Origin of the sequence: Enterobacter sp. PTB (assembly GCF_051130085.1) — a bacterium.
In the GTDB taxonomy this organism is placed as follows: domain Bacteria; phylum Pseudomonadota; class Gammaproteobacteria; order Enterobacterales; family Enterobacteriaceae; genus Enterobacter; species Enterobacter ludwigii.
On record NZ_JBDKEE010000005.1, the window covers coordinates 119739 to 138969 of the forward strand.

General features: G+C 55.2%; 22 protein-coding genes. 15 read left to right on the forward strand and 7 right to left on the reverse strand.

Translation table 11 applies throughout. From position 1 onward, the window contains the following. Positions 1-167 precede the first annotated feature (167 nt). From artM to AAIR21_RS08320, 5 genes are all read right to left on the reverse strand, one after another. Complete coding sequence (artM, locus tag AAIR21_RS08300) at positions 168-836, reverse strand: arginine ABC transporter permease ArtM (protein ID WP_025204592.1); 669 nt, start codon at positions 834-836, stop codon at positions 168-170. Then, positions 836-1552, reverse strand: coding sequence for an arginine ABC transporter permease ArtQ (gene artQ / locus AAIR21_RS08305; RefSeq protein WP_014169322.1), 717 nt, complete (start codon positions 1550-1552; stop codon positions 836-838). The genes artM and artQ overlap by 1 nt, the downstream gene beginning before the upstream one ends. A gap of 6 nt (positions 1553-1558) precedes the next feature. Next, positions 1559-2290 (reverse strand): arginine ABC transporter substrate-binding protein ArtI, encoded by a 732-nt coding sequence (gene artI, locus AAIR21_RS08310; protein WP_020884864.1) that lies wholly within the window; start codon positions 2288-2290, stop codon positions 1559-1561. Between the two features lie 20 nt (positions 2291-2310). After that, positions 2311-3039, reverse strand: a complete 729-nt coding sequence (gene artP, locus AAIR21_RS08315) for an arginine ABC transporter ATP-binding protein ArtP (protein ID WP_014169324.1) — start codon at positions 3037-3039, stop codon at positions 2311-2313. Between the two features lie 226 nt (positions 3040-3265). Then, the gene (locus AAIR21_RS08320) at positions 3266-3784 is read right to left on the reverse strand and encodes a lipoprotein (RefSeq protein WP_014169325.1); all 519 of its coding nucleotides are present in this window, start codon (positions 3782-3784) and stop codon (positions 3266-3268) included. Positions 3785-3881: 97 nt separating this feature from the next. Here AAIR21_RS08320 and AAIR21_RS08325 point away from each other — a divergent pair, with 97 nt between their 5' ends. The 3 genes from AAIR21_RS08325 (at position 3882) to AAIR21_RS08335 (ending at position 5924) form a co-directional block, all read left to right on the forward strand. Next, positions 3882-4205 (forward strand): heavy metal-binding domain-containing protein, encoded by a 324-nt coding sequence (locus tag AAIR21_RS08325; protein WP_006174327.1) that lies wholly within the window; start codon positions 3882-3884, stop codon positions 4203-4205. Next, positions 4202-5032, forward strand: coding sequence for an N-acetylmuramoyl-L-alanine amidase (locus AAIR21_RS08330; RefSeq protein WP_032677767.1), 831 nt, complete (start codon positions 4202-4204; stop codon positions 5030-5032). The genes AAIR21_RS08325 and AAIR21_RS08330 overlap by 4 nt, the downstream gene beginning before the upstream one ends. A gap of 268 nt (positions 5033-5300) precedes the next feature. Then, on the forward strand, positions 5301-5924 hold the full coding sequence (locus AAIR21_RS08335; RefSeq protein ID WP_032677768.1) for a helix-turn-helix domain-containing protein: 624 nt from the start codon (positions 5301-5303) through the stop codon (positions 5922-5924). On the opposite strand, the gene AAIR21_RS08340 is transcribed toward AAIR21_RS08335, so the two are convergent. Then, positions 5925-6521: a hypothetical protein gene (locus tag AAIR21_RS08340; protein WP_183516515.1), complete on the reverse strand. Its 597-nt coding sequence runs from the start codon at positions 6519-6521 to the stop codon at positions 5925-5927. Continuing rightward, positions 6521-8083, reverse strand: a complete 1563-nt coding sequence (locus tag AAIR21_RS08345) for a peptidoglycan-binding domain-containing protein (RefSeq protein WP_183516514.1) — start codon at positions 8081-8083, stop codon at positions 6521-6523. Before AAIR21_RS08345 ends, AAIR21_RS08340 begins: the two co-directional genes overlap by 1 nt. Before the next feature lie 300 nt (positions 8084-8383). On the opposite strand from AAIR21_RS08345, the gene gspC reads away from it, so the two are divergent. Genes gspC through AAIR21_RS08405 form a run of 12 tightly spaced genes read left to right on the forward strand, consistent with a single transcriptional unit; the run spans position 8384 to position 19109 of the window. Continuing rightward, a complete protein-coding gene (gene gspC / locus AAIR21_RS08350; RefSeq protein ID WP_059306526.1) occupies positions 8384-9115 on the forward strand; it encodes a type II secretion system protein GspC in 732 nt (243 codons plus the stop codon). 13 nt (positions 9116-9128) lie between these two features. Beyond that, positions 9129-11045: a type II secretion system secretin GspD gene (gene gspD, locus AAIR21_RS08355; protein WP_047742434.1), complete on the forward strand. Its 1917-nt coding sequence runs from the start codon at positions 9129-9131 to the stop codon at positions 11043-11045. A gap of 14 nt (positions 11046-11059) precedes the next feature. Then, positions 11060-12538, forward strand: a complete 1479-nt coding sequence (gspE, locus tag AAIR21_RS08360; RefSeq protein ID WP_014169332.1) for a type II secretion system ATPase GspE — start codon at positions 11060-11062, stop codon at positions 12536-12538. Continuing rightward, the gene (gspF, locus tag AAIR21_RS08365; protein ID WP_183516513.1) at positions 12538-13746 is read left to right on the forward strand and encodes a type II secretion system inner membrane protein GspF; all 1209 of its coding nucleotides are present in this window, start codon (positions 12538-12540) and stop codon (positions 13744-13746) included. The genes gspE and gspF overlap by 1 nt, the downstream gene beginning before the upstream one ends. Before the next feature lie 3 nt (positions 13747-13749). Then, positions 13750-14199 carry a type II secretion system major pseudopilin GspG gene (gene gspG / locus AAIR21_RS08370; protein ID WP_014169334.1) on the forward strand — a complete coding sequence of 150 codons (450 nt, stop codon included), beginning with the start codon at positions 13750-13752 and terminating at the stop codon, positions 14197-14199. Further along, positions 14199-14684, forward strand: coding sequence for a type II secretion system minor pseudopilin GspH (gspH, locus tag AAIR21_RS08375; RefSeq protein ID WP_014169335.1), 486 nt, complete (start codon positions 14199-14201; stop codon positions 14682-14684). The genes gspG and gspH overlap by 1 nt, the downstream gene beginning before the upstream one ends. Further along, complete coding sequence (gspI, locus tag AAIR21_RS08380; protein WP_183516512.1) at positions 14677-15057, forward strand: type II secretion system minor pseudopilin GspI; 381 nt, start codon at positions 14677-14679, stop codon at positions 15055-15057. Before gspH ends, gspI begins: the two co-directional genes overlap by 8 nt. Beyond that, positions 15054-15677: a type II secretion system minor pseudopilin GspJ gene (gspJ, locus tag AAIR21_RS08385; RefSeq protein WP_020884854.1), complete on the forward strand. Its 624-nt coding sequence runs from the start codon at positions 15054-15056 to the stop codon at positions 15675-15677. Before gspI ends, gspJ begins: the two co-directional genes overlap by 4 nt. Further along, positions 15674-16684 carry a type II secretion system minor pseudopilin GspK gene (gspK, locus tag AAIR21_RS08390; RefSeq protein ID WP_183516510.1) on the forward strand — a complete coding sequence of 337 codons (1011 nt, stop codon included), beginning with the start codon at positions 15674-15676 and terminating at the stop codon, positions 16682-16684. Before gspJ ends, gspK begins: the two co-directional genes overlap by 4 nt. A 15-nt stretch (positions 16685-16699) precedes the next feature. Continuing rightward, the gene (gene gspL / locus AAIR21_RS08395; protein ID WP_183516509.1) at positions 16700-17833 is read left to right on the forward strand and encodes a type II secretion system protein GspL; all 1134 of its coding nucleotides are present in this window, start codon (positions 16700-16702) and stop codon (positions 17831-17833) included. Next, positions 17830-18315, forward strand: a complete 486-nt coding sequence (gspM, locus tag AAIR21_RS08400; RefSeq protein WP_020884851.1) for a type II secretion system protein GspM — start codon at positions 17830-17832, stop codon at positions 18313-18315. The genes gspL and gspM overlap by 4 nt, the downstream gene beginning before the upstream one ends. Then, entirely contained in the window at positions 18312-19109 is a 798-nt protein-coding gene (locus AAIR21_RS08405) for a prepilin peptidase (RefSeq protein ID WP_063156212.1), read from the forward strand. The genes gspM and AAIR21_RS08405 overlap by 4 nt, the downstream gene beginning before the upstream one ends. Positions 19110-19231 lie beyond the last annotated feature (122 nt).

Below are 19231 nucleotides of genomic sequence, written 5' to 3' on the forward strand. Positions count from 1 at the left end.
CCGTCTGTCAGTCTGTCTTATGCGCCGTGTCTGCGGCATGGAAATACAATGCCATTTAATGAATTTATATTCAATAAAAATGATTAAATATTATTTAATCCATAAAAAAAGACGGGCAGTCATTAGACTTGCCCGTCTTCGTCAATAAAATTTATGCAAATCGGTGATTAATTACGGCGCTCAAACGCCAGCGCTTTACGTTCGATAAGGCGCATCATCAGCGTCAGCAAACCGTTCACCACCAGATAGACCACGCCCGCGGCACCGAACACCATGACGTCATAGGTGCGTCCGTAGAGCAGCTGCCCGTGGCCCATAACTTCCATCAGCGTGATGGTGTAGGCCAGAGACGTACTCTTGAAAACCAGCACCACTTCGTTGGAGTAGGAGGAGAGCGCACGTTTAAACGCGTACGGCAGCAAGATAGCCAGCGTGTCTTTCTTGCTCATGCCCAGCGCACCACAGGACTGCCATTGCCCTTCCGGGATGGCACGGATAGCCCCGTAGAACAGCTGCGTGGTATAGGCCGCACTGTTCAGCGAAAGGGCAATCAGGGCGCACAGCCATGGCTCAGAAAGCAGGTGCCAGATAACCGGATACTCCTGCAGCGACGGGAACTGACCCGGGCCGTAGTAAATCAGGAAGATCTGCACCAGCAGCGGTGTACCGGTGAATAAGGTAATGTAGGCTCGCACAATCCATACCAGCACCGGCGTTTTTAGCGTCAGGACGATGGTAAAGATCAACGCCAGGATCAGCGCCACGATGATCGATGCGACGGTCAGCGTCAGGCTGGTGTGCAGCCCTTTCATCAGCTCCGGAAAATAGTCAAGCATCAGCCTGGTCTCCGTTCAAAGCGCGTCGCACGCAGATCAATGCGCTTGAGGATGTACTGACTCACCAGCGTGATCACCAGGTAGATAGCCGCCGCCACGATGTACCAGGTAAACGGCTCCTGGGTACGGGTCGCGATACTTTTGGTTTGCAGCATTAAATCGTTCACGCTGATCAGGCTTACCAGCGCGGTATCTTTCAGCAGCACCAGCCACTGGTTACCCAGCCCGGGCAGCGCATGACGCCACATCTGCGGCATCACCAGACGAAAGAAGATCGCCGATTTCGACAAGCCTAACGCCTGGCCAGACTCCCACTGTCCCTGCGGAACCGCTTTCAGCGCACCGCGCAGGGTTTGCGAAGCATACGCGGAATAGAGCAGAGAGAGGGCAATCACGCCGCACAGGAACGGGCTGACGTCAAAGTTCTCAATCTGCATCTGCACCGGGATCTGCACCACACCCAGATTGAGGGTGAAGCCGTCCGACAGCGTTAACAGCAGCTGCGAGGAGCCAAAATAGATAAACAGGACCACCAGAATTTCAGGCAGCCCACGCAGCACGGTGACCAGCGCTGAGCCGGCCCATGCGACAGGGAACCATTTTGCTGATTCCCATACCGCAAAGATCATCGCCAGCACAAGGCCGATAATCAGTGCGCAAACGGCAAGGCCGACGGTCATCCCGGCGGCGCTTGCTAAAGGAAAAATTTCATTCATCAGGAATTACTTCTGGAACCATTTTTTGTAGATGGTTTCGTAGGTGCCGTCTTTCTTCACTTTTTCCAGCGCAGCGTTGAATTTCTGCTGCAGCTCAGTGTTGCCCTGACGAACGGCAATACCCAGACCCGTGCCGAAGTAATCCTTGTCGGTCACTTTATCGCCCACTGGCGCCAGTTTATCGTTGGCTTTCAGCCACTCGGTCACCACGGCGGTGTCGCCGAACACGCCATCAATACGGCCGTTCTGCAGATCCAGCTTCGCATTCTGGTAGCTGTCATACGGAACGGTGGTGATTTCCGGGTGTTTATCCATGATGAATTTCTGGTGCGTGGTGCCGTTCTGCACGCCCACTTTCTTGCCTTTCAGCTGATCAACCGACGTGAATTTGCCTTTCTGACCAATAAACAGGGCAGAGTTGTCGTAGTAAGGGGTAGTGAACAGAACCTGTTTTTCACGCTCAGGGGTGATATCCATTCCGGCCATAACGGCGTCGATACGGCGGAACTTCAGGCTTGGGATCAGGCTGTCGAACGCCTGGTTGCTGAAGGTACAGGTTGCGTCGATCTCTTTACACAGGGCGTTTGCCAGATCCACGTCAAAGCCGACAATTTTATTGTTCGCATCAATGGATTCAAACGGAGGATAAGACGCTTCAGTCGCGAAACGAATCGTCTGGGCTGCGGTAGCGGAAAGGGTGACGCTGGCGAGCAGCGCGGCAAGTAATACTTTTTTCATTATCATTTCCCCTGACACAATCAATGAGATAAATAGTTTTTGAACGCATCGGTTTGCGGGTTTGAGAAGCAGCTCGCATCACCTTGCTCAACGATATACCCGTTTTCCATGTAGACCACGCGGCTGGCCGTTTTGCGCGCCACTTCCACTTCATGGGTTACGATGACCTGAGTAATATGGGTTTCCGCCAGCTCGCGAATGATGCTCACGATCTGGGCGGTAATTTCGGGATCCAGCGCCGCGGTCGGTTCATCAAACAGCAGTACCGCAGGCTCCATCATCAGCGCACGGGCAATCGCCACACGTTGCTGCTGACCACCGGACAGGTGCAGCGGATAGCGGTCGCTGTAAGGCTTGAGGCGCAGACGCTCCAGCAGCTTATCCGCACGCGCGATCGCCTGATCTTTACTTAAGCCCAGCACGCGGCACGGGGCTTCGATCAGGTTTTGCAGTACGGTCAGATGCGGCCAGAGATTGTATTGCTGGAAGACCATGCCAACGTTTTGACGCAGTTCACGAATCGCTTTATCAGACGGTGTTTTCGCGAAATCAAAATGGTTACCGGCGATAGCCAGCGTACCCGAACGGGGCATTTCAAGCAGATTAAGGACACGCAGAAGGGAGCTTTTACCTGCACCGCTTGGGCCAAGCAAAACCAGCGTTTCGCCTTCCGGGCAGTCCAGCGTGATGTCAAACAGCGCCTGGTGTGCGCCGTAGAAGCAGTTAATGCCGTTTAGTTTAATACTCATCGGGGCAGTCTTTACTCATCCAGGCAATCTATAGCAATTGAGGCCGCAGATAGTACCGTTGACAGAATAGTTATGCAATATTTCTGCGTTAAAAGTTAAATATAACCCGCAATACCCTCTAAACATAGCACAAAATAGCGAACGGCAATGTCGGCGAGTATAAATGTCGGCATTCCGCATGAAATGCCGCACATTTTACGGGGTTAACGCTTTTTAAACGGGAGGCTTAGCGGTTTTCTATCGACTGGCGGAGCGTGCCTGCCGGGGCGTGAACGCTGCCACCGACGTACCTTACGTCGTCCACCGCCCAGCACTGACCTTCACGGATCATCAGCACTTCATCCTGCCAGGTTTGGGTTCCCTGGGTCAGTTTGACGCGCAGGGGAATGTTTCGCGCATCGGTGTTTGGGATCGTTGAAGCACTGGTGACCTCGGCGCTGTCAGGCAGCGTGGCGCGGCTGGAGAACGGATCGGATTTAAGCAGCGCGTTATGCTGCGGATCGCGGGTGGCGTCGCTCAGCAGTTTCGCCAGGCCGTCACTCAGATACGGTCGCAGGGCGGTAATATCATTGCTGCGGTGCTGTATGCGGTAATCATAGAACTGTTGCGCCACGGTATCCGGGCCGCCCTCAATGCATGGGCCGCTGCGGGTACCAATATCCTTAAAGGCTGGCGTGACCGTGGTGGTGCAGGCGCTGAGCACCAGCGCGCAGGGCACGAAAAGTGTTAAAGCTGAATAGCGCATGTTGATTTCCTTATTTATTAACTATCCTTTCAATCATAGCGTAACGAACCGATAATGCTGTACCTAAGGCATTGAACGCTAAAGAAGGAGAGAAAGTATGCAGTTTTCAACAACGCCTACCCTGGAAGGGCAACCTATTACCGAGTACTGCGGCGTGGTCACCGGCGAAGCCATACTGGGCGCGAACATTTTCCGGGACTTCTTTGCCGGCATTCGCGATATCGTGGGGGGACGTTCTGGCGCGTATGAGAAAGAGCTGCGCAAAGCCCGCGAAATTGCGTTTAAAGAGCTTGGCGAGCAGGCCAAGGCGCTGGGTGCAGATGCCGTGGTAGGTATCGATATTGACTACGAAACGGTCGGTAAAGATGCCAGCATGCTGATGGTGAGCGTAAGCGGTACGGCGGTGAAAACCCGTCGATGAAGCGCTCGCTTGCCACACTCCTGCTGGCGCTGTTGCTGGCAGGGTGCGCCACGGAAAAAGGCATTATTGATAAAGGTGCCTATGAGCTGGATACCCGCCATCAGGCCCAGGCGGCTTACCCGCGTATAAAGGTGCTGGTGATCCACTACACCGCCGATGACTTTGACAGCTCGCTGGCGACGTTAACCGACAAGAATGTCAGCTCTCACTACCTGATCCCCGCCAAACCGCCTGCCCCTGAGGGCAAACCGCGTATCTGGCAGCTGGTACCGGAGAGCGAACTGGCATGGCATGCCGGCATCAGCTTCTGGCGCGGCACCAACCGTATTAATGACACCTCCGTGGGGATTGAGCTGGAAAACCGGGGCTGGCAAAAAACGGCGGGAGTAAAACACTTCACCCCGTTCGAGCCGGCGCAAATTGCTGCTCTGATCCCGCTCGCCAAAGACATTATCGCCCGCTACGACATTAAGCCGCAGAACGTCGTCGCGCACTCTGATATTGCCCCCCAGCGTAAAGACGATCCCGGCCCGCTGTTTCCCTGGCGCGAACTGGCGCAGCAGGGAATTGGTGCCTGGCCCGATCCGGACCGCGTCAACTTTTATCTCAATGGGCAGCCACGCTATCAGGAAGTGGACAGCGCACTGCTGCTCGATCTGTTAGCGCGGTATGGCTATGAAGTGCCTGAGGCTGCCACAGCCCAGCAGCAGAAAAGAGTGATTACCGCGTTTCAAATGCACTTCCGTCCACAGCTGTGGAATGGTGTGGCTGACCGCGAAACGCTGGCCATCGCTGAAGCGCTTCTGGAAAAGTACGGACAGGGGTGATCCTGCGGGATACCCCCTCGTGAGTATTTTCCGCGTAATTTAAGTAAGATTAATCTTAAGTACAAACTCAATTCATTTTTAGTTAATTGACTTAAAATTATCCGGATTTAAGATGGACACATAGCTTGCTAAGTAAAGCAGCAAATTAACGTAAACAATTTCTACTTTTATTTTCTCCTTGAGTGTTTCATCAGGAAAATATTCCTGGGTTGAGGCCTTACGTCTTAATCCTGAGTTTTATATTTCACATCTTAAATTGGGTATAATAATGTTAAGCATCTACGGTAAAAAATTACGTCCGCAAAACGAAGTCAACGCAATTATTTCTGCAACGTCAGGATTTGAAGAGAAGACGTTAAAAAAGTGGCAGAAAATATCTACCAGTGATTCACAGTATATTCATATTATCGTCAGTGGCGACGTTGAGTTCCGCCGCGAATCTGATGAACTGTGCATGTTCACCGTTCAGGGGCCGTGTATATTTGGGCTTTGTTCTATGTTTTACAGCGCCACGCACATGTATGGCCTCATTCGGTCAAATACCGTCGTGCGCTCGATAAAAAAAGAGGCCTTCGCCCAGCTAATGACTGAAAACAATCTGTGGCCGGAACTGACGAAAGTGCTCTCCTGGTATATTTGTATGCTGAGCAAGCGTGACGATGTGCTGGTTGCCCGCAGTGCCTATTCGGTAGTGCGCGAATTTTTATACGAGATTAATGAACTGATTGTTCAACATCAGCGTGATATCAACATATATGACTATATTCAGGAATACACCAACCTGGCACGCAGTACCATTATTAAAATTCTCTCTGACCTGAAAAAGGGTCAGTATATTGTGGTGGAAAAGGGGCGACTCCTTAACCTGACATCCTTGCCTGAAAAATATTAATTACTCCAGCCGGTCTCCTTTATGACGTAAAGGGGACCGGGAAATATCCTGCGTTTCGTCAACCGGCGGCGCGGGAATTTTGCCTTGCGAATAATCCTGCTCTTGTTCTTTTAACGCCTGCTTAAACAATTCTGTTAATGAGGAACTGTCGCTGCCAGCCCGTGCAGAAGCGTCGGTGTGCGCCCCGGTACCGGGTAACGTATCCCGCGCGATATCGTGCTGAGCCGCTCCTTCAGGCGCCTGCTGCCAGTCGGTATCATCGCCGTTAATCGGCAGATCCTGCAGGGCAGGCATATCCTCATGCACCGGCGCAGGTTTAGGGTGCGGATGCGGGAAGGGTTTGCTCACATACACATAATGCATATCTGAAAGCTGTGTTTCCGGTCTGGCGCTGCTCGCGTTGATGGGGGCGGGTGCAGGGTGGCGCAGATCCCAATACACATGCGCGTACAACCCGGCCATCAGCATGGCGCACAGACCCAGGAGTCCTAAAACGGTGTGGGCAAAAACGTTTCTCAGTCCGGGAAGGCGATATGAAAACCAGACCGCTTCCCCAGTGGTGTAACTGCGCTGAGCCGCAAGGCTGATAGTAGACATCAGGAATGCTTCTCCTGCATTTTCGCATCCGGTATCGCATGCGAAGCCTGGATCAATACGCTCGGCGTGGTGTTGGTTTCCCGCATTAACTGCATCAATGTCTCTTCGCCGGGAATACCGTCCACACGCAGGTGCATTTTTTGCTGGAACGCGCGGGTGCGTTTCATCATCTCCGCAGTCCAGCGCTGAGCGTGGGTTTCAGGTTGAGAAAGGGCCTGGCTCAGCTGCTGATCAAGCCAGGTCATCTCTTTGCCGTCACTGGTTGCGCTGATGGCGTCTTTACCTTCCGGCGTCAGGCGGTGCAGTTGCGTATAGTTTCCGGTTGCATGCCGGTTAAACCAGCTGCGGCTGACCTGCCAGGTCCGGTTATTCATCAGCAGGTCCATCGAGGTTTCTCCGACGCGGGCGACCACCGCATAGTTAAGATGATTGCCGGTTTTGAGCTCGCTCACCCACGGATAACCTTCGCCTGCCAGCGCATCCGGAGAGGCATTTCCCTGCTTACACATCAGGTTTACCTTCACCGCGTTTTGACACAGCGCATCGTCCGCCGAGGCGTCATACCCCCACATCAGATAAAGCTGATGCATCGCGTCCGGCTGATTGACTATTTCCTTGTCGATAACCGGCACGACGGGGGCCTGAACGGGGGCGGCCGTGTGTTTCCAGCTTATCGGGACCGGCAGAGAAACCGGGAGGCGAGCAGTCATTGAGGCGGTGAAATACCAGCCGCAAGCCGCGAACAGCACAGAGGCAAACAGTGAAACCGTTGCCAGACGCTTACCCTGTTTTTTCGCGGGCAGCACCTCTGCGGCCGCCAGGCGTAAATGTCGCGGACTGACCTGGCTTGCGCGTTCGGTCCAGGCCGCGAGCATCGACAGGTGCGCCAGCGCATTCAGTTCACTGATTTTCCCTTTTGTCATTGCGTGCATCTTACGCACGCGCGCCGGGGATAACGGCGAGCTTTCGCCCCCGTGCTCTTCGCACTGCGCCTGCACGTAGCTGAGATATTCACGGCAGGTCAGGGGGCGCAAGGTGTGGTGGGTATGCACATATTCACGCAGATCAGATTGCTGTAGCAGCGCCGCCTGATTTTCCGCGCCCGTCAGCACCACCGATAAATGAAACCCCAGCTCCTGCGCACGGGTGAGCAACATCCCCAGCACCGTCCGGCAGGTCTCTTTCATGGCTTCAGTATGGGAAATGACCAGCACGGTGGCCTGCGTTTTCCCGGCTTGCCACTGCTGCAGCACGGTATCGACCGCCTGAATACGGCTGGCGATTGCTTTCGTGTCCGGGCTGAGCTTGTACAGCAGGCTACTGGCGCTCAGTTTTGGAAACGCGTTGATGGCAAGAACGCGGTTGTCGCTGTTTTTCAGCGCATCGCTGAACTGGCCCAACAGCGAGGTATCGTCGCTAAAGAGCCCGCATAATCCCGCCTGTTGGGTTTTCTCTTTCAGCAGGTTAAAGACGTCCTGATGATAAGGCACCAGAAAATCCCCGGATAAGCGGGTGACCTTCCTGAAGGGCGGGTTTTTAAAAGTAAAGTGGCTCTGATACATAACGACTTACCGTCTCTGATTAGGAATAGCAACAGGTCGTGAAATTACGGTAAGGAGACGGGGCGATCAATTTTTCAACTGGGTAAAAATATCCGGCAGAAATGTCCTAACACCTCGATTTTAGACGGTCAATAATTTTCTTTATTAAAGTTGGTGGCGAAGTCGATGGTCGTTTTCACCGCGTCTCATTACTCTCTTCACACGTTTTGTCGCAGCGTGATGCTGCTTATTTTCGCTTTGTTAAAGGCCAGATGAAAAATGAGGTTCTCATTTCTGTCACGGTGGATAACCCCTTGCATGATGTTGGCGCTGTTAATTTTTAGCGGCCAGCAAGGGTATTTCACGTTTAAAGATTATAAAAAGGTTACGAATAGGTTGGCTAACTCTGATGCGCAGCCGCTGAAAAACCGCCGCGAAGAGAAAACATTCACCCTTTTCACGGCGGCAGCGCGTCAGGACACTGGGCCGGCTGCGCTAAAAGTCCCGCTGGCGGCGGAAATAGAAGGCATTGTGCGCAGTGATGACCCCTGGCTTTCCTTCGCTGTTATTAAAACGCCCGCGGGCCAGAAGAGTTACCGCGAAGGGGAGCCGCTGACCGGGTTTAACGATGCCTTTATTCAGGAAATTAACAAAGACAGTGTCGTCGTGAATTATGAAGGCATCACGCAGACGCTGGCCTTAAAGAAACCGGATTATTTCAAGGGCGGCGTTGATAGCGGCCCGGTAACCAAATCGACAAAAGATGCAGGCGCAGACACGCTGCATCTGAATGATTATCTGGTATTAAAACCGGTTGTCGAAAAAGGCCAACTGGAAGGCTATGCCATTAATCCCCGGAATGCCTCTTCCTTTTATAGCCATTCAGGACTGAAAAAAGGGGACGTGGCAGTCGAAGTGAATGCTGTCGATATGACCGATGAAGTAAAGGCAAAAAATATTATTGCTGAATGGTCAAAAATGAAAGAAGCGGAGGTTGTCGTCAGACGTCACGCTCACCTTGAAAATATTCGGGTCAATGTTCTTAACAATTAATAAGTGTACAGACATGAAGAAATTTCCATGGGCGTGCGTGGCGCTGACCGCATTGTCGTTATATTCGGGTTCGCTGCTCGCAGCCAACTTTAGCGCGAGTTTTAAAAATACCGATATCCGCGAGTTTATCGATACGGTAGGCCGCAACCTTAACAAAACCATTCTCGTCGACCCGTCGGTTCAGGGCTCCGTATCTGTCAGAACCTACAACGTGCTGACGGAGGATGAGTATTACCAGTTCTTCCTGAGCGTGCTGGATCTCTACGGCCTCTCGGTGATCCCGATGGATAACGGCATGGTTAAAGTGGTGCGCTCAAGCGTGGCCCGCACCGCCGGTGCGCCGCTGGCAGACAGCACAAACCCGGGCAAAGGCGATGAGATTATTACCCGTGTCGTGCGCATGGAAAACGTGCCGGTGCGTGAACTCGCGCCGCTGTTGCGTCAACTGAACGATGCTACCGGCATCGGCAACGTGGTGCACTTCGAGCCTTCCAACGTGCTGCTGTTAACCGGTAAAGCGTCCGTGGTGAACCGGCTGGTGGATCTGGTCCAGCGCGTGGATAAAGACGGTGTTCAGCGTCGCGAAATCGTCCCTCTGCGCTTTGCTTCCGCCAAAGCGCTCTCCGACATGTTGAATAATCTCAACAACGAAGAGCAGAAAGGGCAGAACGCGCCGCAGTTGGCCACCAAAGTGGTGGCAGATGACGAAACCAACAGCCTGGTGATCAGCGGTTCGGAAGATGCGCGCACGCGTACCCGCAGCCTGATCCATGAGTTAGATCGCGAGCAGAACAACGAGGGGAATACCCGCGTCTTCTATCTCAAGTACGCCAGCGCCACCAAAGTGGTTCCGGTGCTCACCGGTATTGGCGAACAGCTGAAAGACAAAGCCGGCACCGCAAAGGCGAAAACCGCCACCGCGGCAACCGATCTGAATATTACCGCCGACGAGTCAACCAACTCGCTGGTGATCACCGCGCAGCCTAACGTGATGAACTCCCTTGAGAAGGTGATCGACAAGCTCGACATCCGCCGTCCGCAGGTGCTGGTGGAAGCCATCATTGCTGAAGTGCAGGACGGCAACGGTCTGGATCTCGGCGTGCAGTGGACCGGCAAGCACGGTGGCGTCCAGTTCGGCTCCACCGGCCTGCCCATTAGTCAGATAAAAAATGGCACCATCAAGGGCGCCAGCTTTACTGGCCTGGCGACCGGCTTCTTTAACGGTGATTTCGGTGCGCTGATGACCGCGCTCTCAACTGACGGCAAAAACGACATTCTTTCCACGCCAAGCGTGGTCACGCTGGATAACAAAGAGGCGTCATTTAATGTCGGTCAGGACGTGCCGGTGCTTTCCGGTTCGCAGACCACCAGTGGTGATAATGTCTTTAACTCCGTAGAGCGCAAGACGGTGGGGACCAAACTGAAAATTGTGCCGCAAATCAACGACGGCGACATGATCCACCTGAAGATTGAGCAGGAAGTCTCAAGCGTCGACAACAGCGCAACGGAAGACGCCAGCCTTGGCCCAACCTTTAATACCCGAACCATCAATAACGAAGTGATGGTGCACAGCGGGCAAACGGTGGTGCTCGGCGGCCTGATGGAGAATGTCACTAAGCAGTCGGTCTCCAAAGTGCCGCTGCTGGGGGATATTCCGCTGGTCGGGCAGCTTTTCCGCTACACCTCGCAGGACGCGTCCAAACGCAACCTGATGGTCTTTATTCATACCACCGTGCTGCGTGACGACGACAACTACAGCGCGGCGTCGAAAGAGAAATATGACCAGATCCGCGCCCGCCAGCAGCAGCGCGTTGAGGAGAAAAAGCTCGGGATCATTGAACCGGCGGATAACGCCGTGTTACCCGCGTTCCCTGCTGCGAGTGCTGCATCGGTGAAAACCAGCGCGTCCCGCAATCCGTTTAAAGAGTAAGGCGGAGGTATCACGTGGACGAACTGAGCAAAACCCTGTGTAGCAGCGGCTACGCAAAAGATAACGGCGTTTTATTTTATCACGATGCGGTCTATATCCGTGATGACACACCGGCACTCGCGCTGCTGGAAGTGCGCCGGGTGCTGGGACGCGCGTTTGTCCCGGTCACCCTGACGGCGGAAGCCTTCGATGAAATGCTGGCCAGGATCTGGCAGCAGAGCAGCGGGGTGTCCCAGCAACTGGTGGACGATATGGACGCCGATATCGATCTGATGGCGTTAACCGAGGAGATCCCGGATAACGAAGATCTGCTCGATAACGATGAAAACTCGCCGGTGATCCGCCTGATCAACGCCATTCTCGGCGAGGCGGTAAAAGAGGGCGCGTCGGATATTCATATTGAAACCTTCGAGCGTACGCTGAGCATTCGCTTTCGCGTCGACGGTGTGCTGCGACCGGTGTTGCAGCCCGCGCGTAAGCTCGCGCCGCTGCTGGTTTCGCGTATCAAGGTGATGTCCCGGCTGGATATCGCGGAGAAACGTCTGCCGCAGGATGGCCGTATTTCCCTGCGCATTGGCCGTAAGGCGGTCGACGTGCGCGTATCGACCATTCCGTCCCAGTATGGTGAACGCGTGGTCATGCGTCTGCTCGATAAAAGCAATCTCAAGCCTGATATCAACAAGCTTGGGCTGATTGATGAAGAACGGGAGAAGTTACAAGGGCTGATTGACCGTCCGCACGGCATTATCCTGGTCACCGGGCCAACGGGTTCCGGTAAAAGTACCACCCTGTACGCGATTCTCTCGGCGCTGAACGGCCATGAGCGCAACATCCTGACCGTAGAAGATCCTATTGAATACGAGCTGGAAGGGGTGGGGCAGACGCAGGTTAACCCGCGCGTGGACATGACCTTTGCCCGCGGGCTGCGCGCGATTCTGCGCCAGGACCCGGACGTGGTGATGATCGGCGAAATCCGTGACGCCGAGACGGCACAAATTGCGGTGCAGGCGTCGCTCACCGGTCACCTGGTCATGTCTACGCTGCACACCAACAGCGCCGCCGGGGCGATAACCCGCCTGCGGGATATGGGGCTGGAGTCGTTTTTAATCGGTTCATCGTTACTGGGGGTCATTGCCCAGCGTCTGGTGCGTCGGCTGTGTCCGCACTGCCGTACCACCAGTCCGCTGGATGACAATGAAAAGGCGCTGTTCAGCTTTATGGACCAGCCGCCACACGCGATCTATCGCGCGGTGGGGTGCGAACACTGCCGCCAGAGCGGCTATCAGGGGCGCGCCGGTATTCATGAGTTTCTGGTGGTCGACAGCACCCTGCGCCGCGCCATTCATGAGGATAAAGACGAAATGGCCATCGAAACCGAGCTCTTTAAGCAGGCCTACAGCCTGCGTGAGAACGGGCTGCTGAAGGTGATCGGCGGCGTCACTTCGCTGGAAGAGGTGATGCGCGTCACCGCCGAGCGCGGAGGAGATGCGTAATGGCCTTCTACGCCTGGACGGCGATGGATACCGCGGGCAAAACCCGGCGTGGCACGTTGCAGGCTGAGGGGCAAAAGCAGGTCCGCCAGATGTTGCGCGAGCAAAAGCTGATGCCCGTCAGCATCAACGAAATCCGTGAGGTTGCGGCTGCCGGTAATGCGAACGCCGGGGCAAAACTCTCCACGCCGGTGCTGTCGATGTTTACCCGTCAGCTGTCGACGCTCGTCAACGCTGCGCTGCCGCTGGAGAGCGCGCTGAAGGCAATCGCGAAACAGACGGAGGATAAAAAGCTCGCGGCGATGGTGGTGGACATCCGCGAGAAGGTAGTGGAAGGGCATACGCTGTTTGATGCTTTCAGCCAGTTTCCGCGCAGCTTCGACAAGCTCTACTGCACGCTGGTAATGGCCGGTGAAAAGACCGGCCATCTGGGCGACGTGCTGGAAAAGCTGGCCGACTACAACGAGCAGCGTCAGAAGATGAAAAGCAAACTGACGCAGGCGATGGTCTACCCGATCACCCTGACCGTGGTGGCCATCGCGGTGATCGGCATTCTGCTGGTGGCGGTTGTGCCCCAGGTGATTGAGCAGTTCACCCATATGAAACAGCAGCTGCCGATCACCACCCGCACGCTGATCGCGGTGAGTGATTTCCTGCAGGTTTACGGCCTCTATATCGTCGGCAGCCTGGCAGGCGGGATGATGGTTTTTAAGGCCTGGCTTCGAAACGCTAAAAATCGTTTTCGCTGGCACAGCTGGCTGGTGAACGGTTCGCCCGTCAAAAAGCTGGTCTGCGCCATCAACAGCGCCCGCTATATCCGTACCCTGAGCATTTTGCAGGCCAGCAGCGTGCCGCTGCTGGAGGGGATGTATATCGCGATGGACGGGATCGAAAACCGGTATGCCCGGCAGGTGCTGGAGCAGGCGGCGGATACCGTGCGCCAGGGGGCATCGCTTTATGCGGCTCTGGAGCAGGCGAAATTATTCCCGCCGACCATGCTGTATATGATTGCCTCAGGGGAAGAGAGTGGGGAATTAGGCCATTTAATGGACCGCGCGGCGGAAAACCAGGAATCGGCATTACAGCATCGTATTACGTTAACGCTGTCGGTATTTGAACCGGCACTGGTGGTATCTATGGCGACGATTGTTTTATTCATCGTCCTGTCAATATTACAACCGCTTCTGCAACTTAATAATATGGTAGGTTAAATCATGGCTATAAAACGTAAACACCTGGCTCGCCAGGCGGGCTTCACCTTGCTCGAATTAATGGTGGTTATTGTTATTCTCGGCGTACTCGCGAGTATGGTGGTACCCAATTTAATGGGTAATAAAGAAAAAGCGGATACCCAAAAAGCGACCAGCGATATCGTCGCGCTCGAAGGCTCGCTGGATATGTATAAGCTGGATAATCACCGCTATCCCACCACCGAGCAGGGCTTGCAGGCGCTGGTCACGAAGCCAGAGATTGCGCCCATTCCCAACGGCTACCGTGCGGACGGTTATATCCGCCGCCTGCCGCAGGACCCGTGGGGCGGGGATTATATTCTGGTCAGCCCGGGTGAACACGGTGCCGTAGACGTTTTCTCCGCAGGTCCGGATGGCGAAGCCAATACCGCCGATGATATTACAAACTGGTCTCTGGATAAGAAAGAGAAATAATGAAACGTCAACGCGGCTTTACGTTGCTGGAAATTATTCTGGCGCTGGTGATATTTGCCAGCTGCGCCATGATGGTGGTTTCAACAATACCCTCACGCAGCGGTGCAGATATATTTGGTCAGCAATTAAAAGCCCTCGTTGATTATGGTTCAGACCGGGCAGTGATGGACGGAAATATCGTGGGGTTGGTTATGACCGCGGATAAATACCGGCTGGTGACGCTCGAGGATAAAAACGGTGAACGTCACTGGGTGTCGTTATCCGCGGGGCGGATAACGACCCGGGGTGATTTCCCGCCGGAGATGCACGTCTCGCTCACGCCGCAGCGTCTCGCCGCCACGGTGACATCCGAACCGCAGGTGTTATTTCTGCCGGACGGTGAAATCAGCCGCTTTACGCTGGCGCTGCAAAGCCGCGACAACGCGCACCATTTCCGCGTGGTGTCGCAAGGCGCGGCCCCTGTAACGGTAGAAAACGATGGCTAATGGCAAGAGAGAGCAAAAGGGGATGACTCTGCTGGAGGTGATGGTCGCGCTGGTCATCTTCTCCACCGCCGCACTGGCGCTGATGAACTCGGTCTCCCTGAACGTGCGTTTCACCCACGGGCTGGCCGATACATTGCAGGCCAGCTGGGTCGCCGAAAATCAACTGGCGGATGCGCAGCTCAACAGACGTGATTTTCCTGACGCTGAAGCGCAGGGGGCAGAGGTCATGGGCGGGCGCAGCTGGGCCTGGCGAAAGCAGCGCGTAAAAACCGCGGCTAACGGCTGGGCGAATGCCATCCGCGTCTATGCAGAAGGCGATGAAAGCCAGCCGGTTATTTCACTGCAGGTTATCGCGCCGGGAGAGGAACCGTGAAGAAAATCCGACGCCAGCGGGGATTTACCCTGCTGGAGATCATGATTGCGCTGACCATTTTTGCAGTGATCAGCACCCTGGCCTGGCAAATCCTCGACGGGGCGATGCGCACCAGTTCGGCGACGGAGGCCAGCGCGGCAAAGCTCAATCAGCTTCAGCGTGCCTGGAGCCTGATGGAGCGCGATTTCTATCAGCTTCAGGCGCGTGCGCCGCGCAACGAGCCGGATACATTTCGTCAGGGGGATGACGGCCTTGAGCTGACCACGCTGAACGGCGTGAGCGGAACCGTACAGCTGGAGCGCGTGCGCTGGCGGCTGGAAGAGGGGCGACTGTACCGGGATGTCTGGCCGGTGATTGACAGCCCGGCGGATGCCAGACCCGATGCGGTGCCGATTGTCGGCGAGGTGAAATCCCTGCAGTGGCGTTTTTACCGTCAGGGCTGGCAAAAAAGCTGGAACGACCCGGCACATCTGCCGGATGGCGTCGAGCTGACGCTGACGATGGAAAACGGGGAAACCTGGCGCTGGGTGTTTACGACGCCGGGCGATATCCCCGAGGCCGCCGCGCCAGCGCCCGCAGACGCACCTGCCGCGCCACCTGCAGCGGAAGCGACATCATGAAGGCTTTACGTAAACAGAAAGGCGTCGCGCTGCTGGTGGTACTGATCCTGCTGGTCATGATGTCGGCGCTGGCTGCCAGAATCAGCCAGCAGTTCTGCCGCAATCTGCAGAAAACCCATTACCAGGTGAGTCAGCAGCAGCTGCGCTGGGCCATGCAGGCTCAGGAGACGGTGGTCAAAGATCGTCTGCAGAGCGACGCCAGCGGTGAGAGTAAAGCCCTTAGCCTGCAGGGTGACTGGCACCAGCCGCTGGAGACCCGGGGTGACGATTACACGGTGGTCAGTCAGGTGGAAGACGCCCAGGACTGCTTCAACGTGAATAACCTGCTGGCGGCCGATGACATCGCGCAGGGGCAAAATGCGCCCGCGGTGCCGGAAAAACCGCGGAAAGAGCAGATTGTTGAGCAACTCCTGACCGGGAGTGGCCTCAGCCAGTCCATGGCGCACGAGGTTTACTCGCAGCTGGTGGACTATCTGGATGGCGATACCACCACGGCCAGCGAGGGGGCGGAGAGCGATGCCTGGGCGGGCGTGGTGCCCCCCCGGCAGCCCGCAAACCAGATGATGCGCACGATCGCTGAGATCACGCTGCTGCCGGCATTTCCGGCAACGGCATACCGGAAGGTGAGCACGCTGCTGTGTGCCTTACCGGATACCGCCAGCAAGGTGGATGTGAACACCCTGAAACCGGAACAGGCCGCCTTACTGGCCGCCATGTTCCCCGGAAAAATAACGCAAGACGATGCCGTTCGCCTGATTGAATCGCGTCCTGAAACCGGCTGGGAAAATATGGAAACCTTCAGCAACGCGCTGGAGCAGGCCTTCCCGCAGGTGAAAGACGACCTTCCGCAGGTGGCCGGACAACTCTCCACCCAAAGCCGGTACTTCCGCGTTAACTATACCGGCAACACCGATGCGCTAACGCTTCGCGTGGTAAGCCAGCTTCAGGTCAATAACGAAGCCGGTGAGATCGTGACGTGGCAACGTCGTTACCGAATGATTGAATAAGAAAAGCAGATGGCTATGAAACAGGTACTTTTTGTTCGTCCCGACAGCCGTGAGGGCGGGAAAATAATGTGGTGTGCTTCCGGCAGCCAGCAGGTTGACGTTGTGGAGCGCCTTGACGCGCTGGCAGACCATCCTCTCGCGGCCCGGGTCTGTTTACTGTTGCCCGCGGGCAACATGATCTTCCGCCATTTTACGTTGCCGAAAAAAGTTGCCTCTCAGACGGCGGCGTTCTCGTGGCTGGCGGAAGAGACGCTCATTGGCGAGGTGGACAACCTTCACTGGACGGTGCTTCACAAAAAGGGGGCCGACGTTGACGCGGTGGCGATTGATACCGATCTTCTGCGCGGGTGGTTAGCCCGTTGCCAGGAGGCCGGTTTGAAGGTGATTCAGGTGCTGCCGGATGCCTGGCTGCTGCCGGTGACGGCAGGAGGAAGCACGCTGGTTGCCCTGGATGACCGCTACTGGCTGCGCCTGTCGCCCCATGTCGCCAGCGAAATGGAGGCCAGCCTGCTGCCGCTGCTGATGCAAAAAACCCCAGACGGTGACGTGTGCTGTTACGGCGAACCGCCAGCCGGTGTCGGGGTGGATCTTCTGCAACCGTGGCAGCATCCGCTGGTGCTGATCCAGCCCCAGTGGCAATCCTGTCGGGTCACCCTCCTGCACGGTGAATTCAGCCCGAAGGCAGGGAAAGGCAGCGCGTCTAAAGGAATAAAAATCGCGATGGCGGCGGCGGGCCTGCTGTCTCTCGGGCTGTTGCTGGGCCCGCGGATCGCGATGGCCTGGATGCTGGTACAGCAGGAAAATCGGGTTCAGCAGGAGATCGTTCAGGTTTATCAGCACCATTTTCCCAGCATGCGCCAGCAGACCAATATCAAATACCACTTTGGTCAAAACATGAAAAAGCAGCACAAAGGGGTATTCCTGCAGCTGGATGATCTTGAGCAATCCAGGCAGGCCGTACCCGCACTTGAGATCTCCCTGCTTGAGTACGATGCGCAACAAAATGCGCTGACCCTGAGCGTCAGTGCGCAAAGCCAGGCCGCACTGCAGTCGTTTGTGGAGAAAACAGGGGAGCATTTTGATTTCACCCTACAGCCTGTTTCTACCACTGCACCTTATACCGCCATGATCGCAGGGAAATATAAATGAAAGAGCGAATCACGAAGCTTACGTCGCGTTATCAACAATACAGCATCCGGGAGAAATATATTTTAAAAACCGGTGCCGTTGCCCTCCTGGCCGCGGCTGTTTATTACGCGGGCATGATGCCACTGGATAATATGATTCAAAATAGCAAATCAACGCTGACCCGACAAAAAGAGACGCTGAACTGGATGCGCAGAGAAATAGATAAACACCACCTTCCGGTGATGATCATTAAAACGGATAACCCGCGCACGGTGGTGGAGAACAGCGCTCATGAAATTAACCTTTCCCTGACGGAGGTGCGTCAGGACGGGCAAACCTTATCGTTCGTGGTGAACCGCGTAAATGTGTATGAATTAAAAAACTGGCTGCGGGAAATCAACCAGACCTCCGGCGTCAGGCTGCAAAAAATGAACCTTACGCCGGTCGATCACCTCAGTGATGTGAAAGCCGAAGTGCAGCTCACCTGGCGCAAAACCGCATGAACACCGTTGCGCTGATGCGGGAAATCTATCCGGTGGGGTTCCCGGTGATGAGTGCGATCCTGGGCAGCATGGTGGGCAGTTTTCTGGGGGTTGTCGCCGAGCGCGTGCCGGGCATGGTGATGGAGGAGGAAGGCGCGGGCAACTTGCTATTTCCGGCCTCTCACTGCCCGGTGTGCCAGCATGATCTTGCGGCCTGGGAGAATATCCCGCTGGTCAGTTGGCTAGTATTGCGCGGGCGCTGCAGGCAGTGCGGCACGGCCATCCCGCTGCGCTTATTGATGCTCGAACTCGTCACCGCGCTCTTTTTTGGCCTCACCGCCTTGTGCATTCCGGGCGAACCGGCGTTGTTCTCACTGTGGTTGCTGGCCGCGTTTCTGCTGCCGCTGGCGATGATTGACTGGCAGCATCAGTTGCTCCCTGACTGTCTGACCCAGCCGTTGCTGTGGGCAGGACTGTTGTTACACCTCGTTGACCACACGCTGCCGCTTAAGGATGCGCTGGTGGGGGCGGTGGCTGGCTACCTTTCGCTCTGGTCTCTCTACTGGGCATTTCGTCTGCTTACCGGACGAGAAGGATTAGGCTATGGCGATTTTAAACTTCTGGCGGCGTTAGGCGCCTGGTGCGGCTGGCAGGCACTGCCCACCCTGGAATTGATTGCCGCGTTAAGCGGTATTGTCGGATATTTCGCGACAAGACATGCGAATAAAAATAACCGCATTATTTCTTTCGGTCCTTATTTAGCTTTTGCCGGCATGACGGTTTTTGTTTATCAGGTTGCCTGTTCCACATTCTGAATACACCGGTCAAGTTTTTTTAGTGATTTTTTCGATTGGGGAATGAAAGGAATACAGTATTTATTCAGCGTATCGTTAAAGACATAAGCTTCACAGAATTCGAGCTTGTATCTTTTAATGGA

What these genes read in the sequence shown, in the direction of transcription:
- artM (WP_025204592.1), bottom strand. Translation starts at nt 836, where the DNA reads ATGCTTGACTATTTTCCGGAGCTGATGAAAGGGCTGCACACCAGCCTG.
- artQ (WP_014169322.1), bottom strand. Translation starts at nt 1,552, where the DNA reads ATGAATGAAATTTTTCCTTTAGCAAGCGCCGCCGGGATGACCGTCGGC.
- artI (WP_020884864.1), bottom strand. Translation starts at nt 2,290, where the DNA reads ATGAAAAAAGTATTACTTGCCGCGCTGCTCGCCAGCGTCACCCTTTCC.
- artP (WP_014169324.1), bottom strand. Translation starts at nt 3,039, where the DNA reads ATGAGTATTAAACTAAACGGCATTAACTGCTTCTACGGCGCACACCAG.
- AAIR21_RS08320 (WP_014169325.1), bottom strand. Translation starts at nt 3,784, where the DNA reads ATGCGCTATTCAGCTTTAACACTTTTCGTGCCCTGCGCGCTGGTGCTC.
- AAIR21_RS08325 (WP_006174327.1), top strand. Translation starts at nt 3,882, where the DNA reads ATGCAGTTTTCAACAACGCCTACCCTGGAAGGGCAACCTATTACCGAG.
- AAIR21_RS08330 (WP_032677767.1), top strand. Translation starts at nt 4,202, where the DNA reads ATGAAGCGCTCGCTTGCCACACTCCTGCTGGCGCTGTTGCTGGCAGGG.
- AAIR21_RS08335 (WP_032677768.1), top strand. Translation starts at nt 5,301, where the DNA reads ATGTTAAGCATCTACGGTAAAAAATTACGTCCGCAAAACGAAGTCAAC.
- AAIR21_RS08340 (WP_183516515.1), bottom strand. Translation starts at nt 6,521, where the DNA reads ATGTCTACTATCAGCCTTGCGGCTCAGCGCAGTTACACCACTGGGGAA.
- AAIR21_RS08345 (WP_183516514.1), bottom strand. Translation starts at nt 8,083, where the DNA reads ATGTATCAGAGCCACTTTACTTTTAAAAACCCGCCCTTCAGGAAGGTC.
- gspC (WP_059306526.1), top strand. Translation starts at nt 8,384, where the DNA reads ATGTTGGCGCTGTTAATTTTTAGCGGCCAGCAAGGGTATTTCACGTTT.
- gspD (WP_047742434.1), top strand. Translation starts at nt 9,129, where the DNA reads ATGAAGAAATTTCCATGGGCGTGCGTGGCGCTGACCGCATTGTCGTTA.
- gspF (WP_183516513.1), top strand. Translation starts at nt 12,538, where the DNA reads ATGGCCTTCTACGCCTGGACGGCGATGGATACCGCGGGCAAAACCCGG.
- gspG (WP_014169334.1), top strand. Translation starts at nt 13,750, where the DNA reads ATGGCTATAAAACGTAAACACCTGGCTCGCCAGGCGGGCTTCACCTTG.
- gspH (WP_014169335.1), top strand. Translation starts at nt 14,199, where the DNA reads ATGAAACGTCAACGCGGCTTTACGTTGCTGGAAATTATTCTGGCGCTG.
- gspI (WP_183516512.1), top strand. Translation starts at nt 14,677, where the DNA reads ATGGCTAATGGCAAGAGAGAGCAAAAGGGGATGACTCTGCTGGAGGTG.
- gspK (WP_183516510.1), top strand. Translation starts at nt 15,674, where the DNA reads ATGAAGGCTTTACGTAAACAGAAAGGCGTCGCGCTGCTGGTGGTACTG.
- gspL (WP_183516509.1), top strand. Translation starts at nt 16,700, where the DNA reads ATGAAACAGGTACTTTTTGTTCGTCCCGACAGCCGTGAGGGCGGGAAA.
- gspM (WP_020884851.1), top strand. Translation starts at nt 17,830, where the DNA reads ATGAAAGAGCGAATCACGAAGCTTACGTCGCGTTATCAACAATACAGC.
- AAIR21_RS08405 (WP_063156212.1), top strand. Translation starts at nt 18,312, where the DNA reads ATGAACACCGTTGCGCTGATGCGGGAAATCTATCCGGTGGGGTTCCCG.